The sequence below is a fragment of the Rothia amarae genome (assembly GCF_014705945.2).
Taxonomy (GTDB): Bacteria; Actinomycetota; Actinomycetes; order Actinomycetales; family Micrococcaceae; genus Rothia; species Rothia amarae.
This window is the reverse complement of sequence record NZ_CP061538.1, coordinates 1,108,809-1,122,688: the sequence shown is the minus strand read 5'-3', so window position 1 is coordinate 1,122,688 and position 13,880 is coordinate 1,108,809. Positions and strand designations below refer to the sequence as shown.

Genomic DNA, 13,880 nt, shown 5'->3' with positions numbered 1-13,880 from the left:
TTGAAGTCATGCTTATTTTGTTACCCCCATCAGAAGGCAAAGCTCCAGCGTCAAAGGGCGAGCCGGTGGACTTCGCAAATCTCAGCTTTTCTGAGTTGACCGAAGCGAGAGAGTTGGTAGCGAAAGAGCTCATGACGGTTAGCAGTCACCACGATGCTCCCCAGCTCCTCAAGGTAGGCAAGACACTTAGCTCAGAGATTATTTGTAATCAGAGGATTCTTGCGGAGCCAGCCGCTGCCGCTGCTGAAGTTTATACGGGCGTCTTGTATGAAGCTTTAGACTATTCATCGTTCACCGCAGCTCAAAAACAAAGAGCAGATTCGTCCATCTTAGTTATTTCTGCCCTGTGGGGTGCTCTGAAACTCACCGACAGAATTCCCGCTTACCGGCTATCGATGGGCATTCGATTAGGAGAATGCGGTAATCTCGCAACATTTTGGCGAGGGGAACTTTCATCCCTCCTAGCAGACTACGCCCAGGGCCACCTCATCATCGACTGCCGATCAGCGGCGTATTCCAATGCCTGGAAACCACCTCAGGCGCAGACCTATTTAGTCCGTGTCGAGCAAGTGCAAAAAGACGGCAGCAGAAAAGTAGTATCCCACTTCGCTAAACACTATCGAGGGCTACTGGCTCGCTATCTCATAATGGAAAAACTTCTATCCTGCGATTCCATAGAAAAACTTTCAGAAAAGCTTAACTCTCACTGGACCGTTGAGATTACCCCCGCAACACCGAAGCAAGCGGGGATCCTCACGCTGGTGGTGCCCGCTCCCCCGGTAGCCTGAAATATTAGACCAATACTCTCTTACTTCAAGAGAGCAGTGCTTGCCGATCCATCTACGACGCTGGTGGAAACAACGAAATCCCACGGGTCAGTATTGAGTTCAGATACGTAGGTTTCAATTTCGAATCCCTGTTTTACTAATCGCTGTTTCAGGGCTTCTGCCGCGTCCGTCATCCATAACCACTCGCTGGCAAAATGCGAACAATCAATCAAACAGGGTGTGCCTAAGCCAGAAATCAAGGCAGTTTCACGAGCTTCAGAGGCAGGATGATGGCGCAGGTCAGCTGTAATATATACATCTGCTTGATGGGCTCGTACGGCGTCAAAGAGGGAGTCTCCCGCGCCGGTACACAGGGCAATTTTTTGGATTTTGGTCTGAGGGGTTCCGGCTACCCGCAGACCAGCGGCTGTTGCCGGCAGAAAATCCGCAATTTTCTTTGCGAGTTCCTTCAGAGTAAGGGGGGCAGGAAGTGAACCTACTCGCCCGATTCCAACTTCAACCTGTTTTCCCTCAATTTCCACAGTCTCAGGGGAATCTAGAATTTCTGTTGCAGCAATCCCCAGATTCTTCATGAACGCATCGTTGGTTCCCAGAGGAGCAGAATCCACGTTTGTATGAGCACCAAGTAATCCGCAGTGGTTCTCAATCAGAGTATGCACCACCTCGCCCTTATAGTCACTCGCCGGCAAGAATGATGTTCCCTTAAGCAAAAGTGGATGGTGAGTAATCAGCAATTGGGCATTGCGCGATACGGCCTCATGGGCTGTGGCTACCGTGGCATCAACCGCAAAGCCCACGGTACGGACTGGGTCGGATGGGCGCCCTGTCACCTGGCCGCTGGCATCCCAGCTCTCTGCAATCGAAAGGGGAAACATCTCGTGAAAGACTTCTAAAACTTTTTCTAATGAAGGTACATTCTGAGTATTCATACAAGGTATTGTCCCAGAAAATTAATTGAGATCACGAGGAATTTCCACCTCAGGGTATTCGTTGAAATGTATAAATCAACAAATTTCAGTGAATGATTGAAGGGAAATATCAATCCAATGCAAAGTTTTGTAGTGGGCGCAGGATGTTTTTGGTGCATTGATGCGGTCTATCGAAATATCCGAGGCGTTCAATCAAATGTGGTGGGATATACAGGCGGCGCCACCGATAACCCGGACTACTATAGCGTCTGTTCTGGTCAAACAGGCCATGTAGAAGTAGACAAAGTGACCTTCGATGAAACGGTGATACCCGCAGACGTCATGTTGGATATCTTCTTCACTTCGCACGATCCCACCAGCTGGGATCGCCAAGGCGCCGACGTCGGCTCCCAATACCGTTCAGCACTTTTCTATGAAAATGAAGAACAAAAACAACTTTTCGAAGAGGCAAAGAAACGTGCCGAGCAGGTGTGGGAACGACCGGTAGTTACCGTGATTGAGCCGCTGGGGACCTTCTGGGAAGCTGAAGAACTCCACCAGAATTTCTACCAGAAGAATCCTTACGCTGGGTATTGCATGGCCATCGTCAACCCTAAGGTTTCTAAAGTACGCCAGCAATACGCTGAATACCTCTTGTGATACAACCCTAAACATTACAAAACATTTCTCAAATATTACTGCTTCCTTCTTAATCTCCGTAAAGTAGTGAGGGAAGCAAAATATTTTCTTCCGAAAGGAAAAGCTATGTCTAAGATGTACAACAACGTCACGGAAATTATTGGCGGTACCCCCATGGTGCGTCTGAACCGTCTTGACGCTGATTTGCCCGGCAATGTAGCCGTCAAACTAGAGTTTTATAATCCTGCTAATTCGGTAAAGGATCGTATCGGTCGCGCCATCATCGATGCCGCAGAAAAGTCCGGTGACCTCAAGCCCGGCGGCACTATCGTCGAAGGCACCTCTGGTAATACCGGTATTGCCCTAGCGATGGTTGGCGCAGCGCGTGGATACAAAGTTATTCTGACTATGCCTGAAACCATGTCCAACGAGCGCCGGGTGATGCTCCGCGCGTTTGGCGCAGAGATTGTTCTGACTCCAGGTGCCGATGGAATGCGCGGGGCCGTGGAAAAGGCTCGCGAGATTGTAGAGAACTCAGAAAATGCAATCCTGGCTTCGCAGTTCTCAAATGAGGCTAACCCAGAAATTCACTACACCACCACCGGCCCAGAAATTTGGGAAGCTACCGATGGCGAAATCGATATTTTTGTAGCGGGCGTGGGTACGGGTGGTACCGTCTCAGGTGCTGGTAAGTACCTCAAGGAGAAGAAGAGCGACATCAAGATTGTTGCTGTAGAACCTTCTGACTCCCCCTTGCTTTCCGGTGGTTCAGCTGGTCCTCACAAGATTCAGGGTCTGGGTGCTAACTTTGTGCCCGATACACTTGATCGCGAGATTTACGATGCGGTAACTCCTGTATCGGCTGAAGATTCAGTCAAAACTGCACGTGCGCTCGGAACTGAAGAGGGCATTTTGGGCGGTATTTCCTCCGGTGCCGCGGTATGGGCTGCGCTCGAAGAAGCCAAGAAATCAGAAAATAAAGATAAGCTCATTGTGGCAATAGTTCCCGATTTCGGCGAACGTTACATCTCTACTCTTCTGTACGAGGATATTCGCGGCTAAGCACCAGAATCTCTATTTTCCCAAGGTGGCGAACAGCTCAAGTTGTTCGCCACCTTGTAGTATCAGATACTAAGAGCCAAGGTGCTTTCAGCGAAGAAGTTACGACAGGCTGAAGTTGTACGCTGATATGCCTGCACATTTTGAGGAAAGTTAGTACATGAGCTTTTTTGATCGTTTTTCTGAAGACCTTGCAACAGTTCGCGCCCACGATCCTGCTGCCCGTAGCACAATGGAAATTCTTCTCAATTATTCGGGAATGCACGCCATCTGGATCCATCGGATTTCCCATAGGCTCTGGCAGAATGACTCCACCAAGTTAGCTGCTCGTACACTCTCACAGTTTTCCCGTTTTCTGACCGGTGTTGAAATTCATCCGGGCGCCACCATAGGTCGGCGTTTTTTCATAGACCACGGTATGGGCATTGTGATTGGTGAGACGGCAGAGATTGGTGATGACGTTATGCTCTACCACCAGGTCACTTTAGGCGGGCGTTCGTTAGAAAAAACCAAGCGCCACCCCACCATTGAAGATCAGGTGACCATAGGCGCCGGAGCAAAAGTTCTCGGTCCCGTAGTAATCGGTGCTGGATCAGCTATTGGTGGCAACGCCGTCGTCGTGCATGATCATCCTGCCGACTCCATCATTACCGGCATCCCTGCAAAATCACGGCCACGTACTCCTGAAAAGAAGAAACCTCTGGTTGACCCTGTTGAATACGTGGATCCTGCCATGTGGATCTAAAAACATGGCTACAAAAAAGGGATTCTTCCTCTTGCGAGGAAGAATCCCTTTTGACATACACCAGAATTTAGTGGGTATGTGAACTTGCAGCATCAATCTCTAATCGATTACCGCTCCATTCGGTGTGCCACATGCCTTCGCTATCAACGCGAGCATAGGTATGAGCGCCAAAGAAGTCTCGCTGTCCCTGAATCAATGCGGCGGGCAGACGATCACGGCGCAGACCATCGTAGTAGGAGAGAGAAGAAGCGAAGACCGGTACGGGAATTCCCATTTCAGTTGCTTTGACAATGACGCGGCGCCATGAAGGGAGCAGATCTTCCATAAGCTTCTTGAAGCCAGGAGCCAGCAGCATATTCACCGGCTGAGTGTCCCCCTGATAGGCATCCATGATTTCGCCCAGTAGTTCAGCACGGATGATGCAACCGGCACGCCACAGACCCGCAATTTCGTCCAGCTTCAGCTCCCATCCGTATTCTTTGCCTGCGGCAACCAACTGGTCAAGACCCTGCGCATATGAAACCAGCTTAGAGGCAAATAGAGCCTTGCGGACGTCCTCAATGAACTCTTCCTCCTCTGCAAGCTGAGAAGACTCTAAAACGCCGGCTGGTAGCTCTTTCTGTGCCTGCTGACGCGCTGCGGGGTTGGAAGACGAGAGAGCACGAGCAAATACCGACTCGGCGATGCCCGTTACGGGAGAACCCAAATCGAGGGCTGCCTGGACGGTCCACCGGCCAGTTCCCTTCTGACCCGCTTCATCAACGATGACGTCGATCAACGGCTTACCGGTTTTAGCATCTACCTGAGACAGAACTTCAGAGGTAATTTCAATCAAGTAAGAATTGAGTTCAGTGGTATTCCACTTCTTAAAGATTTCAGCCTGATCAGCCGGTTCGATACCAGCAACAGAACGAAGCAAATCATAGGCTTCACCAATAACCTGCATATCAGCATACTCAATACCGTTGTGCACCATCTTCACAAAGTGACCGGCGCCATCGGTCGAAATCCATGCACAGCAGGGCTTACCATCGGGAGCTTTAGCGGCAATATCTTCCAGAAGAGGGCCTAGGGATTCGTAGGACTTTTCTGAGCCACCGGGCATAATCGAAGGTCCGTTCAGGGCTCCTTCTTCGCCACCGGAGACGCCGATTCCCACAAAGTGCAAGCCCATCTGTGACAGGTCGTGTTCCCTGCGGATAGTGTCGGGGAAATGGGAGTTACCACCGTCAATAATAATGTCGTCTTTATCAAGGAGAGGGGCAAGTTGATCGATGACAGCGTCCACAGGAGCACCTGCTTTGACCATGATCAGAATACGACGGGGAGATTCCAGTGAATCAACGAGTTCTTGAAGAGTCTCAGTACGAATAAACTCGCCCTCAGAGCCATGAGCCTCCAACAGGGCGTCAGTTTTCTCAACGGAACGGTTGTGAAGCGCCACAGTGTATCCATGACGAGCTAGATTGCGCGCGAGGTTTGCGCCCATCACCGCAAGACCGGTTACACCAATTTGAGCCTTTTTCGAAGTATTTTTTTCAGTCATACTTCAACTTTACGTGTTAGAACCGCGGGTGTGATGCCCTCTGACCTTTTTTCACTGACGTTGAACAGCTTTTCACGTTGATTGAATAGCTGGACTCATTCAGCCTGATCGTTCACCAAAACCCATACTGCAGCAATTCCAATTACCAACGACACGGACGCAAAAGGAATCCAGATGCCTAGGAAATTACCCTGAAGGATAAAAAAGAGGGAGATGAGAAACCAAGTCAGGCTCAGCCCAACAGCTGTCAGATTGCGAGGCTTAAACTTATTCATGCGCGTCCCAGAAGAAAGTGGTGATATACAAAGAAAGGCTTCACTTTCGTGAAGCCTTTCTTATCGTGGTGGGTCCTACCGGGATCGAACCGATGACATCCACGGTGTAAACGTGGCGCTCTACCAGCTGAGCTAAAGACCCATTGCCTTGCGATTTCCGTTTCCGTATCTCGCGGCGACAAGAAAATACTTTACACACACTTTTTGAACCGTGCAAACCAAAATCCCATGACCTGCATCACAAGTAGGTTAATTTCTGCCAAATTTTGCGCAAAAACCCTGAGAATCCGCGAAAAAATTAAGTTTAGAAAAATGAAAACCCCCGCAGAAAATCTTCTGCGGGGCACAATTCATCGAACCTGCTTCATCACCAATCGAGTAGCAGCCCATTCAGGACTTGCTTCCTCCGATGACGTCACATGCAAACCAGCTTCAGGAGCAGCTTCTTCAATATCCAACGGCGACACATGCCCATCGCGACCAGCTTTAGGCGTCATCAACCAAATAGCTCCACCTTCACCCAGGGTTGCAAGGACATCCACCAGCTCATCGACCAGATCGCCATCCTCAGCGCGCCACCAAAGCAACACACCATCTACGACCTCTTGGTCTTCTTCGTCCAAAAGATCGGAATCAACGTGGTCCATCAAAGCATCGCGAAGATCAAAATCAACATCTTCGTCATATCCAAATTCTTGGATGAGATCCCCATCCTTGAAACCAAATTGGACTGCTGCTTTTTCAGCAACGGTCTTGGTCTCGCTCACTGAATTCCTCCTGGAGTAGATTTACTGCGTTCTGTGCAAATTTGCTTTGCATCTTAGGTTTCAGTGTACAGACAAGCGTTCACAGTCTGGAAGATATCGGCGTTTCACACGCCTACAAGCGCCAAACTGCGTTTCTGATACCAGAAATAGCAACCATTGCATCGGAGTGTGACTTAAAGAACCCGACTTTGCTTACTCTTGAGGCTTACTTCATTCTTTTTTGGGTTCAGATTGTGACAACATATAGAGAAAGCGTTTAATCCAATTTATGGGATGACGCATGGATGGCATTTTGGTGTCTATTTCAGACACCCCGCTTAAACCAGATTTATCTACAAGAGAGGTTGGCTAGTGGGACCCTCCGAAACAAATGATCACGTCCTCAGTGCATTGACCAATGACTTCACGGACGCCGATATTGAAGAGACAAATGAATGGATTCAGTCCTTCGATGAGCTCGTAGACGCTCACGGAACCGAACGCGCACAGTTCATCGTTCGTTCCCTCCTTCAGCGTGCGCGAAGCCGTAGCGTACAGGTGCCCATGGTCACCACTACCGACTACGTCAACACTATTCCCGTTGACCAGGAACCTGAGTATCCTGGCGACGAAAAAATGGAACGTCGCTACCGTGCTTACCTCCGTTGGAACGCCGCTGTGATGGTGCAGCGTGCCCAGAAAGCAACTATTGGCGTGGGCGGACACATTTCCTCCTACGCAGGTATTGCAACTCTGTACGAAGTAGGCTTGAACAACTTCTTCCGCGGCCCCGAGCACCCTGGTGGCGGCGACCAGATTTTCTGGCAGGGACACTCCTCCCCCGGTAACTATGCACGTGCTTACCTCGAAGGTCGCCTGACTGAAGATCAGCTCGATGGTTTCCGCCAGGAAAAGACCAAGGGTGAAGACGGCATACCGTCCTACCCCCACCCCCGTTGCATGCCTGAATTCTGGCAGTTCCCCACCGTTTCACTCGGTATCGGACCTATCAACGCAATTTGGCAGGCTCAATTCAACCGCTATATCCAAGATCGCGGTATCAAAGATACTTCCCAGCAGCATGTCTGGGCATTCTTGGGTGACGGCGAGCTCGACGAGGTAGAGTCACGCGGTGCACTGCAGGTTGCAGCCAACAACAAGCTCGATAACCTGACTTTCGTCGTCAACTGCAACTTGCAGCGCCTCGATGGTCCTGTTCGCGGCAACGGCAAGATTATTCAGGAACTTGAAGCATTCTTCCGCGGCGCTGGTTGGAACGTTATCAAGGTGATTTGGGGTCGCGAGTGGGACACCCTGCTTGAGAAAGACAAGTCCGGTGAACTCGTTCGTATCATGAACGAAACCCTGGACGGTGACTACCAGACTTACAAGGCAGAAGACGGCGGCTTCATCCGTGAGCACTTCTTCGGTAAGTCACCAGAGACCAAAGAACTCGTTGCAGACATGACTGACGACGAAATCTGGGCTCTCAAGCGCGGTGCGCACGACTACCACAAGGTTTATGCAGCGTACAAAGCTGCCTTGGAAACCAAGGGTCAGCCCACCGTTATTCTTGCGCAGGGCATTAAGGGCTACGGTCTGGGAACCCACTTCGAGGGTCGTAATGCTACTCACCAGATGAAGAAGCTGACCATGGAAGACCTCAAGGCTTTCCGTGATCACTTGCGAATTCCTTTCTCTGATGAAGAGCTAGAAAAGGATCTCTACAATCCTCCGTACTACCACCCTGGTATGGACGCTCCTGAAATCAAGTACATGATGGAACGTCGCGAACAGCTCGGTGGTTTCTTGCCCCAGCGCCGTCAGGTTCAAAAAGAAATTGAGCTGCCCGGCGAGAAGGCATACAAGGGTGCGAAGAAGGGCTCCGGTAAGCAGATGGCTGCTACCACCATGGCTTTTGTACGCTTGATGAAAGACCTCATGCGTGAGAAGGAATTCGGTAAGCGCATTGTGCCTATCGTTCCTGATGAAGCACGTACTTTCGGTATGGATTCACTCTTCCCCACCGCCAAGATTTACAACCCACTGGGTCAAAATTACTTGGCCGTGGACCGTGAGTTGATGCTGGCTTACAAGGAATCCCCTGCAGGTCAGATTCAGCACGTGGGTATTAATGAGGCCGGTGGCGTTGCGGCAATGACCGCAGCGGGCTCATCGTACGACACTCAGGGTGAGCCGATGCTCCCCATCTACATCTACTACTCGATGTTCGGATTCCAGCGCACCGGTGATGCTTTCTGGGCAGCAGCTGACCAGATGGTTCGAGGCTTCATCGTGGGTGGCACTGCAGGTCGCACCACCCTTACCGGTGAAGGCTTCCAGCACATGGATGGTCACTCCCCCATCCTGGCGGCACAGAACCCTGCAGTTCTTCAGTATGACCCTGCATACGGCTACGAAATCGCCCACATTGTGGAGCGCGGTATCGAGCAGATGTACGGTCAGAAGGACGAGGACCACAACGTCATGTACTACCTCACGGTGTACAACGAGCCCATTCTTCAGCCTGCAGAGCCTGAAGATGTAGATATTGATGGCATCATTCGCGGTATCCACCGCATCAAGGAATCGCAGGCAGACGGTCCCCGCACCCAGCTACTTGCATCGGGTATCGGTGTAAACTGGGCGGTTAAGGCTTCTGAGCTTCTTGAGAAGGACTGGGGCGTATCTGCTGATGTTTGGTCCGTGACCTCATGGACCAATCTTCGCCGCGATGGCATTGCAGCTGAACGCGAATCCTTCCTCAACGGTGGCAAAGATTCACGCCAGCCCTTCGTAGCACAGCAGCTCGAAGGTGCAACCGGCCCGATCGTTGCTGTGTCCGACTACGATTCTGCTCTAATGGATGGTATTCGTCAGTACGTTCCCAACGAATTTGCAACGCTCGGTGCCGACGGCTTCGGCTTTGCTGATACTCGCGCAGGTGCACGTCGTTTCTTCAATATCGATGCAGAATCGATTGCGGTTCGCGCATTGCAGATGCTTGCAAAGCGTGGAGAAGTCGACTCCAATGTTCCTGCTCAGGCATGGGATAAGTACAAGCTGAGCGAAAACAAGCCAGCAGTTGAGCCCAACGGCGAAGAATAAACTTTAGGTTTTTCAACAGGGGGCAACGATTCTTTGGAAGAATCGTTGCCCCCCCTCTTTCTTTGTTCTTACGCCGCTGAAAACAAACATCCCAATATTGATGGCTTACCTTGTCTTTGAACCACCGGTGTAAATTGCTGGGAATTCGAAGTACAAACGAGCGGTTTCTCACGGTTGAAACTACTTATTCGACAGTTCACCTGCTTTTGATTGGGTAAGATTTTAGAAAAGAGCATTCTTATCTTCGATATTTCCAGTGAAGGGAACCCCATGATTGCAGTAGTTTGCCCGGGACAAGGTTCGCAGAAACCAGGTTTTCTGAAGCCTTGGTTGGAAGTTGAAGGTATCAAAGAGCATCTTCAGACCCTCTCATCAGCAGCAGATTTAGATTTGATTCATTTCGGCACCGAAGCTGATGAAGACACCATCAAGGATACTGCTATTGCGCAGCCCCTCATTGTTGCTGCGGGAATAGTGGCGGGAGCAGCGCTGAAGCGTTCTGACTCTTTTGATGCGAAGAGGACCGTCTTTGCCGGACATTCGGTGGGCGAGATTACCGCTGCCGCCCTCACCGGCGTCTTGAGCGAAGAAGATGCTATGAAATTTATTCGCGTTCGAGCCAAGGGCATGGCTGAAGCAGCCTCCGCGGCATCCTCAGGTATGAGTGCTGTCCTTGGTGGCGTAGAAGACGACGTCCGCGCAGCTATCTCCGATGCAGGTTTGACCGCAGCGAACTCCAACGGTGGTGGACAAATTGTTGCCGCTGGTTCTCTCGACTCGCTCAAGCAGTTTGCAGAGAATCCCCCTGCTAAAACTCGCATCATTCCGCTGAAAGTTGCCGGTGCATTTCACACTGACTTCATGAGCTCTGCAGTGCGACCCCTGAAAGAGTTTGCCGCTACACTCAACCCCTCAGATCCGCAATCAAAGCTTCTGACCAATTTTGATGGTTCAGAAATCTCATTGGGTTCCGCAGTCATCGAATCACTGGTAGCGCAGATAACCCGCCCCGTTCGGTGGGATTTGTGCATGCAAACCCTCAGCTCTCTCGACGTCGAAAAGATCATTGAGCTGGCACCAGCAGGAACTTTGATTGGACTGGCAAAACGAGGTCTCAAGGGCACTGAAGGTATTGCTCTTAACGTTCCTGAAGATCTTATGACTGCTACCGCCGCTTATAGCGCTTCCTAAAGATTTAAGACTCACTCAAGGATATTCATGACCACTCTCAAGCAATCTGCTCCACAACAGTATTCCCGTATCCTAGGATATGGCGCTTCTCGACCTGATTTGTCCGTTACCAATGATGACATCGCAGGTCCCATCAATTCCTCAGATGAGTGGATTCGCCAGCGCACCGGCATTGTTACCCGTCAGCGGGCTAGCGAAAATATTTCTGTAGCGGATATGGCGATTGAAGCAGCCCAGGATGCGCTCAAAGCCTCTCACGTTACCGGTGAAGACATTGATACCGTCATCATCTCTACTATTTCGCACCCCTATGCCACTCCCTCTTTGGCAACCATTGTTGCCGATTCCATCGGATCCCGCTGCGCTGCCTACGATATTTCTGCCGCGTGCGCTGGTTTCTGCTACGGCATTGCTCAAGCAGATGCTCTCGTCCGTTCTGGAGTTGCACGCAATGTGCTCGTGGTGGGCGTAGAAAAGCTCTCTGATTTTATTGATAACACCGAACGCACTATCTCATTTCTCCTAGGCGACGGCGCAGGTGCGGCAGTTGTTGGCGCTTCCGCAGAACCCGGAATTGCTCCGACGGTATGGGGATCCGACGGCTCCCGATGGGATACCGTTGGCATGACTCATTCGATGCTTGAAATCCGTAACCGCGATTTCGTTGAGAACCCTGTTCAAGAAGGCGAAAAGATTTGGCCCACCCTTCGTCAAGAAGGCCCTTCAGTCTTCCGCTGGGCCGTCTGGGAAATGTCCAAGGTTGCTCAAAAAGCCCTTGAAGAAGCAGGTATTACCGCCGATGAACTCGGTGCCCTCATTCCCCACCAGGCGAATGAGCGTATTATCGACCAGATGGTGAAGACCCTTAAACTTCCCGATACTGTCAAAGTCGGTCGCGATATTGTCGATGCAGGTAATACCTCTGCAGCATCAGTGCCCTTGGCTGCACACCGCCTCCTGCAAGAGAACCCCGACCTCTCTGGGAGGTTCGCCCTACAGATAGGGTTCGGAGCCGGTCTTGCCTTCGCCGCTCAGGTCGTCGTTCTCCCCTAAATATTTGGTGATTTACCCCTAGAATTTCAACAAACACTCGCTGAAGAATTTTTCTGTAGGTCAAAGCGGGATAAAATCGACAGTGAAGTGCTTGTTGTAGCGTTTTATCGTTGTACCAGGTGCTCCCCGCAACCGGGGAAAATCTAGATAAGCGTTGCACTGTGCATCGCGGACACAAGAAAAGGAGCCAACGTGGCTAACAAAGAAGAAATCCTCGAAGGTCTTGCAGAAATCGTGAACGAAGAAACCGGTGTAGAAACCGCTGACGTTCAGCTAGACAAGTCATTCACCGAAGACCTCGACATCGATTCCATTTCCATGATGACCATCGTTGTTAACGCAGAAGAGAAGTTCGGCGTTACTATCCCCGACGAAGAGGTCAAGAACCTGAAGACTGTTGGCGATGCAGTAAACTTCATCGAAAACGCTAGCTAATTTCATGGTGCCAGGGCGCGGCAAGTTTCTCTTGTCCGCGCCCTCCCTTTATTCATTCTTGCCACCCATTCAGAAAGCTTAAAGATGTCTCATAAAGTTGTGGTGACCGGGCTGGGCGCGACCACTCCCATCGGCGGCGATGTTCCTACTACCTGGGCCAACGCGCTCAAGGGTGTGTCAGGAATCAAAAAACTCGAAGATTCCTGGGTTGAGGAATATCAGCTCCCCGTTTATATTGCTGGTCGAGTAGCCCAGGATCCTCTAGAATCAGGACGCCTGAGCAAGGTTGAAGCTAAGCGTCAGGATCCGTCTGGTCAGCTAGCTCTTGTTGCAGCGCGCGAAGCTTGGGCAGATGCCGGCTTCTCCGGAGAAAATGCTGAAGAGTCCGAGGGAGTAGATCCCTTGCGTACAGCAGTTTCTTTCGGTACCGGTATTGGCGGAGTGTGGACTCTCCTTGATGCATGGGATACGTTGCGAGAAAAAGGTCCTCGCCGCGTTTTACCCATGACCGTTCCCATGTTGATGCCCAATAGCTGTGCGGCAGCGGTTTCGATGGCTCTGAACGCCCGAGCTGCTGCTCAGACCGTTGTATCTGCCTGCGCATCTTCAACTGAGGCTTTGGACCTCGGCTTAGAGCTAATTCGCTCGGGAAAAGCAGACATTGTGATAGCAGGCGGTGCAGAAGCCGCTATTCACCCGATGCCGCTTGCTGCGTTTGCTAAGATGCAGGCACTGTCCTCTCGCAATGATGACCCTCAGGCGGCGTCCCGACCCTACGATGTGAATCGAGACGGTTTCGTAATGGGTGAGGGTGCAGCGGCGTTAATTCTTGAGTCTGAAGAGCATGCTAAGGCACGCGGCGCGAAAATTTATGCAGAGCTTGCAGGCACCGGAGTTTCCGCCGATAGTTACCACATCACTGCGCCAGATCCCCAGGCGCTGGGGGCAACACGCGCTCTCAAAGAGGCGCTTGAGGACGGCGACATAGATCCCACTACTGTGGTTCATGTCAATGCACACGCGACTTCAACCCCTGTCGGTGATATTCCGGAATCGCTGGCTCTTCATCAGACGTTCGGTGAGCACACTAAGAACATCGCGGTTTCTGCCACCAAATCTATGACGGGTCATCTCTTGGGTGGCGCTGGCGCTCTCGAAGCAATCTTGACCGTTAAAGCGATTGAAGAGCGTAAAGCTCCTTGCACCATCAATTTGGATCAGCAAGATGAACAAATTGATTTAGACGTCGTAACTGATGCTCGTGAATTACCTTCAGGCGAGATTGTTGCTATGTCCAATTCCTTTGGCTTTGGTGGGCACAACGCTGTAGTGGCGTTCCGTTCTTACGAAAGTTAGAAACGGTCCCTTTGTGTAAAATATCCTCCCG

13 protein-coding genes and 1 tRNA gene are annotated in these 13,880 nt (G+C 51.0%); 9 read left to right on the top strand and 5 right to left on the bottom strand.

The genetic code is table 11. The features are described 5' to 3' along the window. The first annotated feature begins 8 nt into the window (after positions 1-8). Entirely contained in the window at positions 9-788 is a 780-nt protein-coding gene (locus IDM48_RS05415; RefSeq protein WP_190618466.1) for a YaaA family protein, read from the top strand. 20 nt (positions 789-808) lie between these two features. On the opposite strand, the gene IDM48_RS05410 is transcribed toward IDM48_RS05415, so the two are convergent. Then, complete coding sequence (locus IDM48_RS05410; protein ID WP_190618464.1) at positions 809-1,717, bottom strand: Nif3-like dinuclear metal center hexameric protein; 909 nt, start codon at positions 1,715-1,717, stop codon at positions 809-811. Positions 1,718-1,834: 117 nt separating this feature from the next. Between IDM48_RS05410 and msrA the strand changes: the two genes are divergently transcribed. The 3 genes from msrA (at position 1,835) to epsC (ending at position 4,139) form a co-directional block, all read left to right on the top strand. Beyond that, a complete protein-coding gene (gene msrA, locus IDM48_RS05405) occupies positions 1,835-2,356 on the top strand; it encodes a peptide-methionine (S)-S-oxide reductase MsrA (RefSeq protein WP_145173119.1) in 522 nt (173 codons plus the stop codon). 105 nt (positions 2,357-2,461) lie between these two features. Continuing rightward, on the top strand, positions 2,462-3,397 hold the full coding sequence (gene cysK / locus IDM48_RS05400) for a cysteine synthase A (protein ID WP_068170103.1): 936 nt from the start codon (positions 2,462-2,464) through the stop codon (positions 3,395-3,397). A 157-nt stretch (positions 3,398-3,554) separates the two neighbouring features. Beyond that, positions 3,555-4,139, top strand: coding sequence for a serine O-acetyltransferase EpsC (gene epsC / locus IDM48_RS05395; RefSeq protein ID WP_190618454.1), 585 nt, complete (start codon positions 3,555-3,557; stop codon positions 4,137-4,139). Between the two features lie 67 nt (positions 4,140-4,206). Here epsC and gndA read toward each other — a convergent pair whose 3' ends face one another. The 4 genes from gndA to IDM48_RS05375 form a co-directional block, all read right to left on the bottom strand. Further along, complete coding sequence (gene gndA, locus IDM48_RS05390) at positions 4,207-5,685, bottom strand: NADP-dependent phosphogluconate dehydrogenase (RefSeq protein WP_190618450.1); 1,479 nt, start codon at positions 5,683-5,685, stop codon at positions 4,207-4,209. Between the two features lie 95 nt (positions 5,686-5,780). Beyond that, the gene (locus tag IDM48_RS05385; RefSeq protein WP_068170113.1) at positions 5,781-5,960 is read right to left on the bottom strand and encodes a hypothetical protein; all 180 of its coding nucleotides are present in this window, start codon (positions 5,958-5,960) and stop codon (positions 5,781-5,783) included. A gap of 66 nt (positions 5,961-6,026) precedes the next feature. Beyond that, a tRNA-Val gene (locus IDM48_RS05380) sits at positions 6,027-6,102 on the bottom strand. A gap of 208 nt (positions 6,103-6,310) precedes the next feature. Beyond that, positions 6,311-6,727, bottom strand: a complete 417-nt coding sequence (locus IDM48_RS05375) for a DUF3052 domain-containing protein (RefSeq protein WP_068170115.1) — start codon at positions 6,725-6,727, stop codon at positions 6,311-6,313. Positions 6,728-7,078: 351 nt separating this feature from the next. Here IDM48_RS05375 and aceE point away from each other — a divergent pair, with 351 nt between their 5' ends. The 5 genes from aceE to fabF all read left to right on the top strand — a co-directional run bounded on the left by aceE (position 7,079) and on the right by fabF (position 13,849). Next, positions 7,079-9,814, top strand: coding sequence for a pyruvate dehydrogenase (acetyl-transferring), homodimeric type (gene aceE / locus IDM48_RS05370; RefSeq protein WP_190618448.1), 2,736 nt, complete (start codon positions 7,079-7,081; stop codon positions 9,812-9,814). A 270-nt stretch (positions 9,815-10,084) separates the two neighbouring features. Further along, positions 10,085-11,005 carry an ACP S-malonyltransferase gene (locus tag IDM48_RS05365; protein ID WP_190618447.1) on the top strand — a complete coding sequence of 307 codons (921 nt, stop codon included), beginning with the start codon at positions 10,085-10,087 and terminating at the stop codon, positions 11,003-11,005. A gap of 27 nt (positions 11,006-11,032) precedes the next feature. Further along, complete coding sequence (locus IDM48_RS05360) at positions 11,033-12,058, top strand: beta-ketoacyl-ACP synthase 3 (protein WP_190618445.1); 1,026 nt, start codon at positions 11,033-11,035, stop codon at positions 12,056-12,058. Between the two features lie 192 nt (positions 12,059-12,250). Next, positions 12,251-12,493 carry an acyl carrier protein gene (locus IDM48_RS05355; protein ID WP_068170127.1) on the top strand — a complete coding sequence of 81 codons (243 nt, stop codon included), beginning with the start codon at positions 12,251-12,253 and terminating at the stop codon, positions 12,491-12,493. A gap of 84 nt (positions 12,494-12,577) precedes the next feature. Next, complete coding sequence (gene fabF / locus IDM48_RS05350; protein ID WP_068170130.1) at positions 12,578-13,849, top strand: beta-ketoacyl-ACP synthase II; 1,272 nt, start codon at positions 12,578-12,580, stop codon at positions 13,847-13,849. Positions 13,850-13,880 lie beyond the last annotated feature (31 nt).

Coding starts and splice junctions, on each gene's coding strand:
- IDM48_RS05415 (WP_190618466.1), top strand. CDS start 9: ATGCTTATTTTGTTACCCCCATCAGAAGGCAAAGCTCCAGCGTCAAAG.
- IDM48_RS05410 (WP_190618464.1), bottom strand. CDS start 1,717: ATGAATACTCAGAATGTACCTTCATTAGAAAAAGTTTTAGAAGTCTTT.
- msrA (WP_145173119.1), top strand. CDS start 1,835: ATGCAAAGTTTTGTAGTGGGCGCAGGATGTTTTTGGTGCATTGATGCG.
- cysK (WP_068170103.1), top strand. CDS start 2,462: ATGTCTAAGATGTACAACAACGTCACGGAAATTATTGGCGGTACCCCC.
- epsC (WP_190618454.1), top strand. CDS start 3,555: ATGAGCTTTTTTGATCGTTTTTCTGAAGACCTTGCAACAGTTCGCGCC.
- gndA (WP_190618450.1), bottom strand. CDS start 5,685: ATGACTGAAAAAAATACTTCGAAAAAGGCTCAAATTGGTGTAACCGGT.
- IDM48_RS05385 (WP_068170113.1), bottom strand. CDS start 5,960: ATGAATAAGTTTAAGCCTCGCAATCTGACAGCTGTTGGGCTGAGCCTG.
- IDM48_RS05365 (WP_190618447.1), top strand. CDS start 10,085: ATGATTGCAGTAGTTTGCCCGGGACAAGGTTCGCAGAAACCAGGTTTT.
- IDM48_RS05360 (WP_190618445.1), top strand. CDS start 11,033: ATGACCACTCTCAAGCAATCTGCTCCACAACAGTATTCCCGTATCCTA.
- fabF (WP_068170130.1), top strand. CDS start 12,578: ATGTCTCATAAAGTTGTGGTGACCGGGCTGGGCGCGACCACTCCCATC.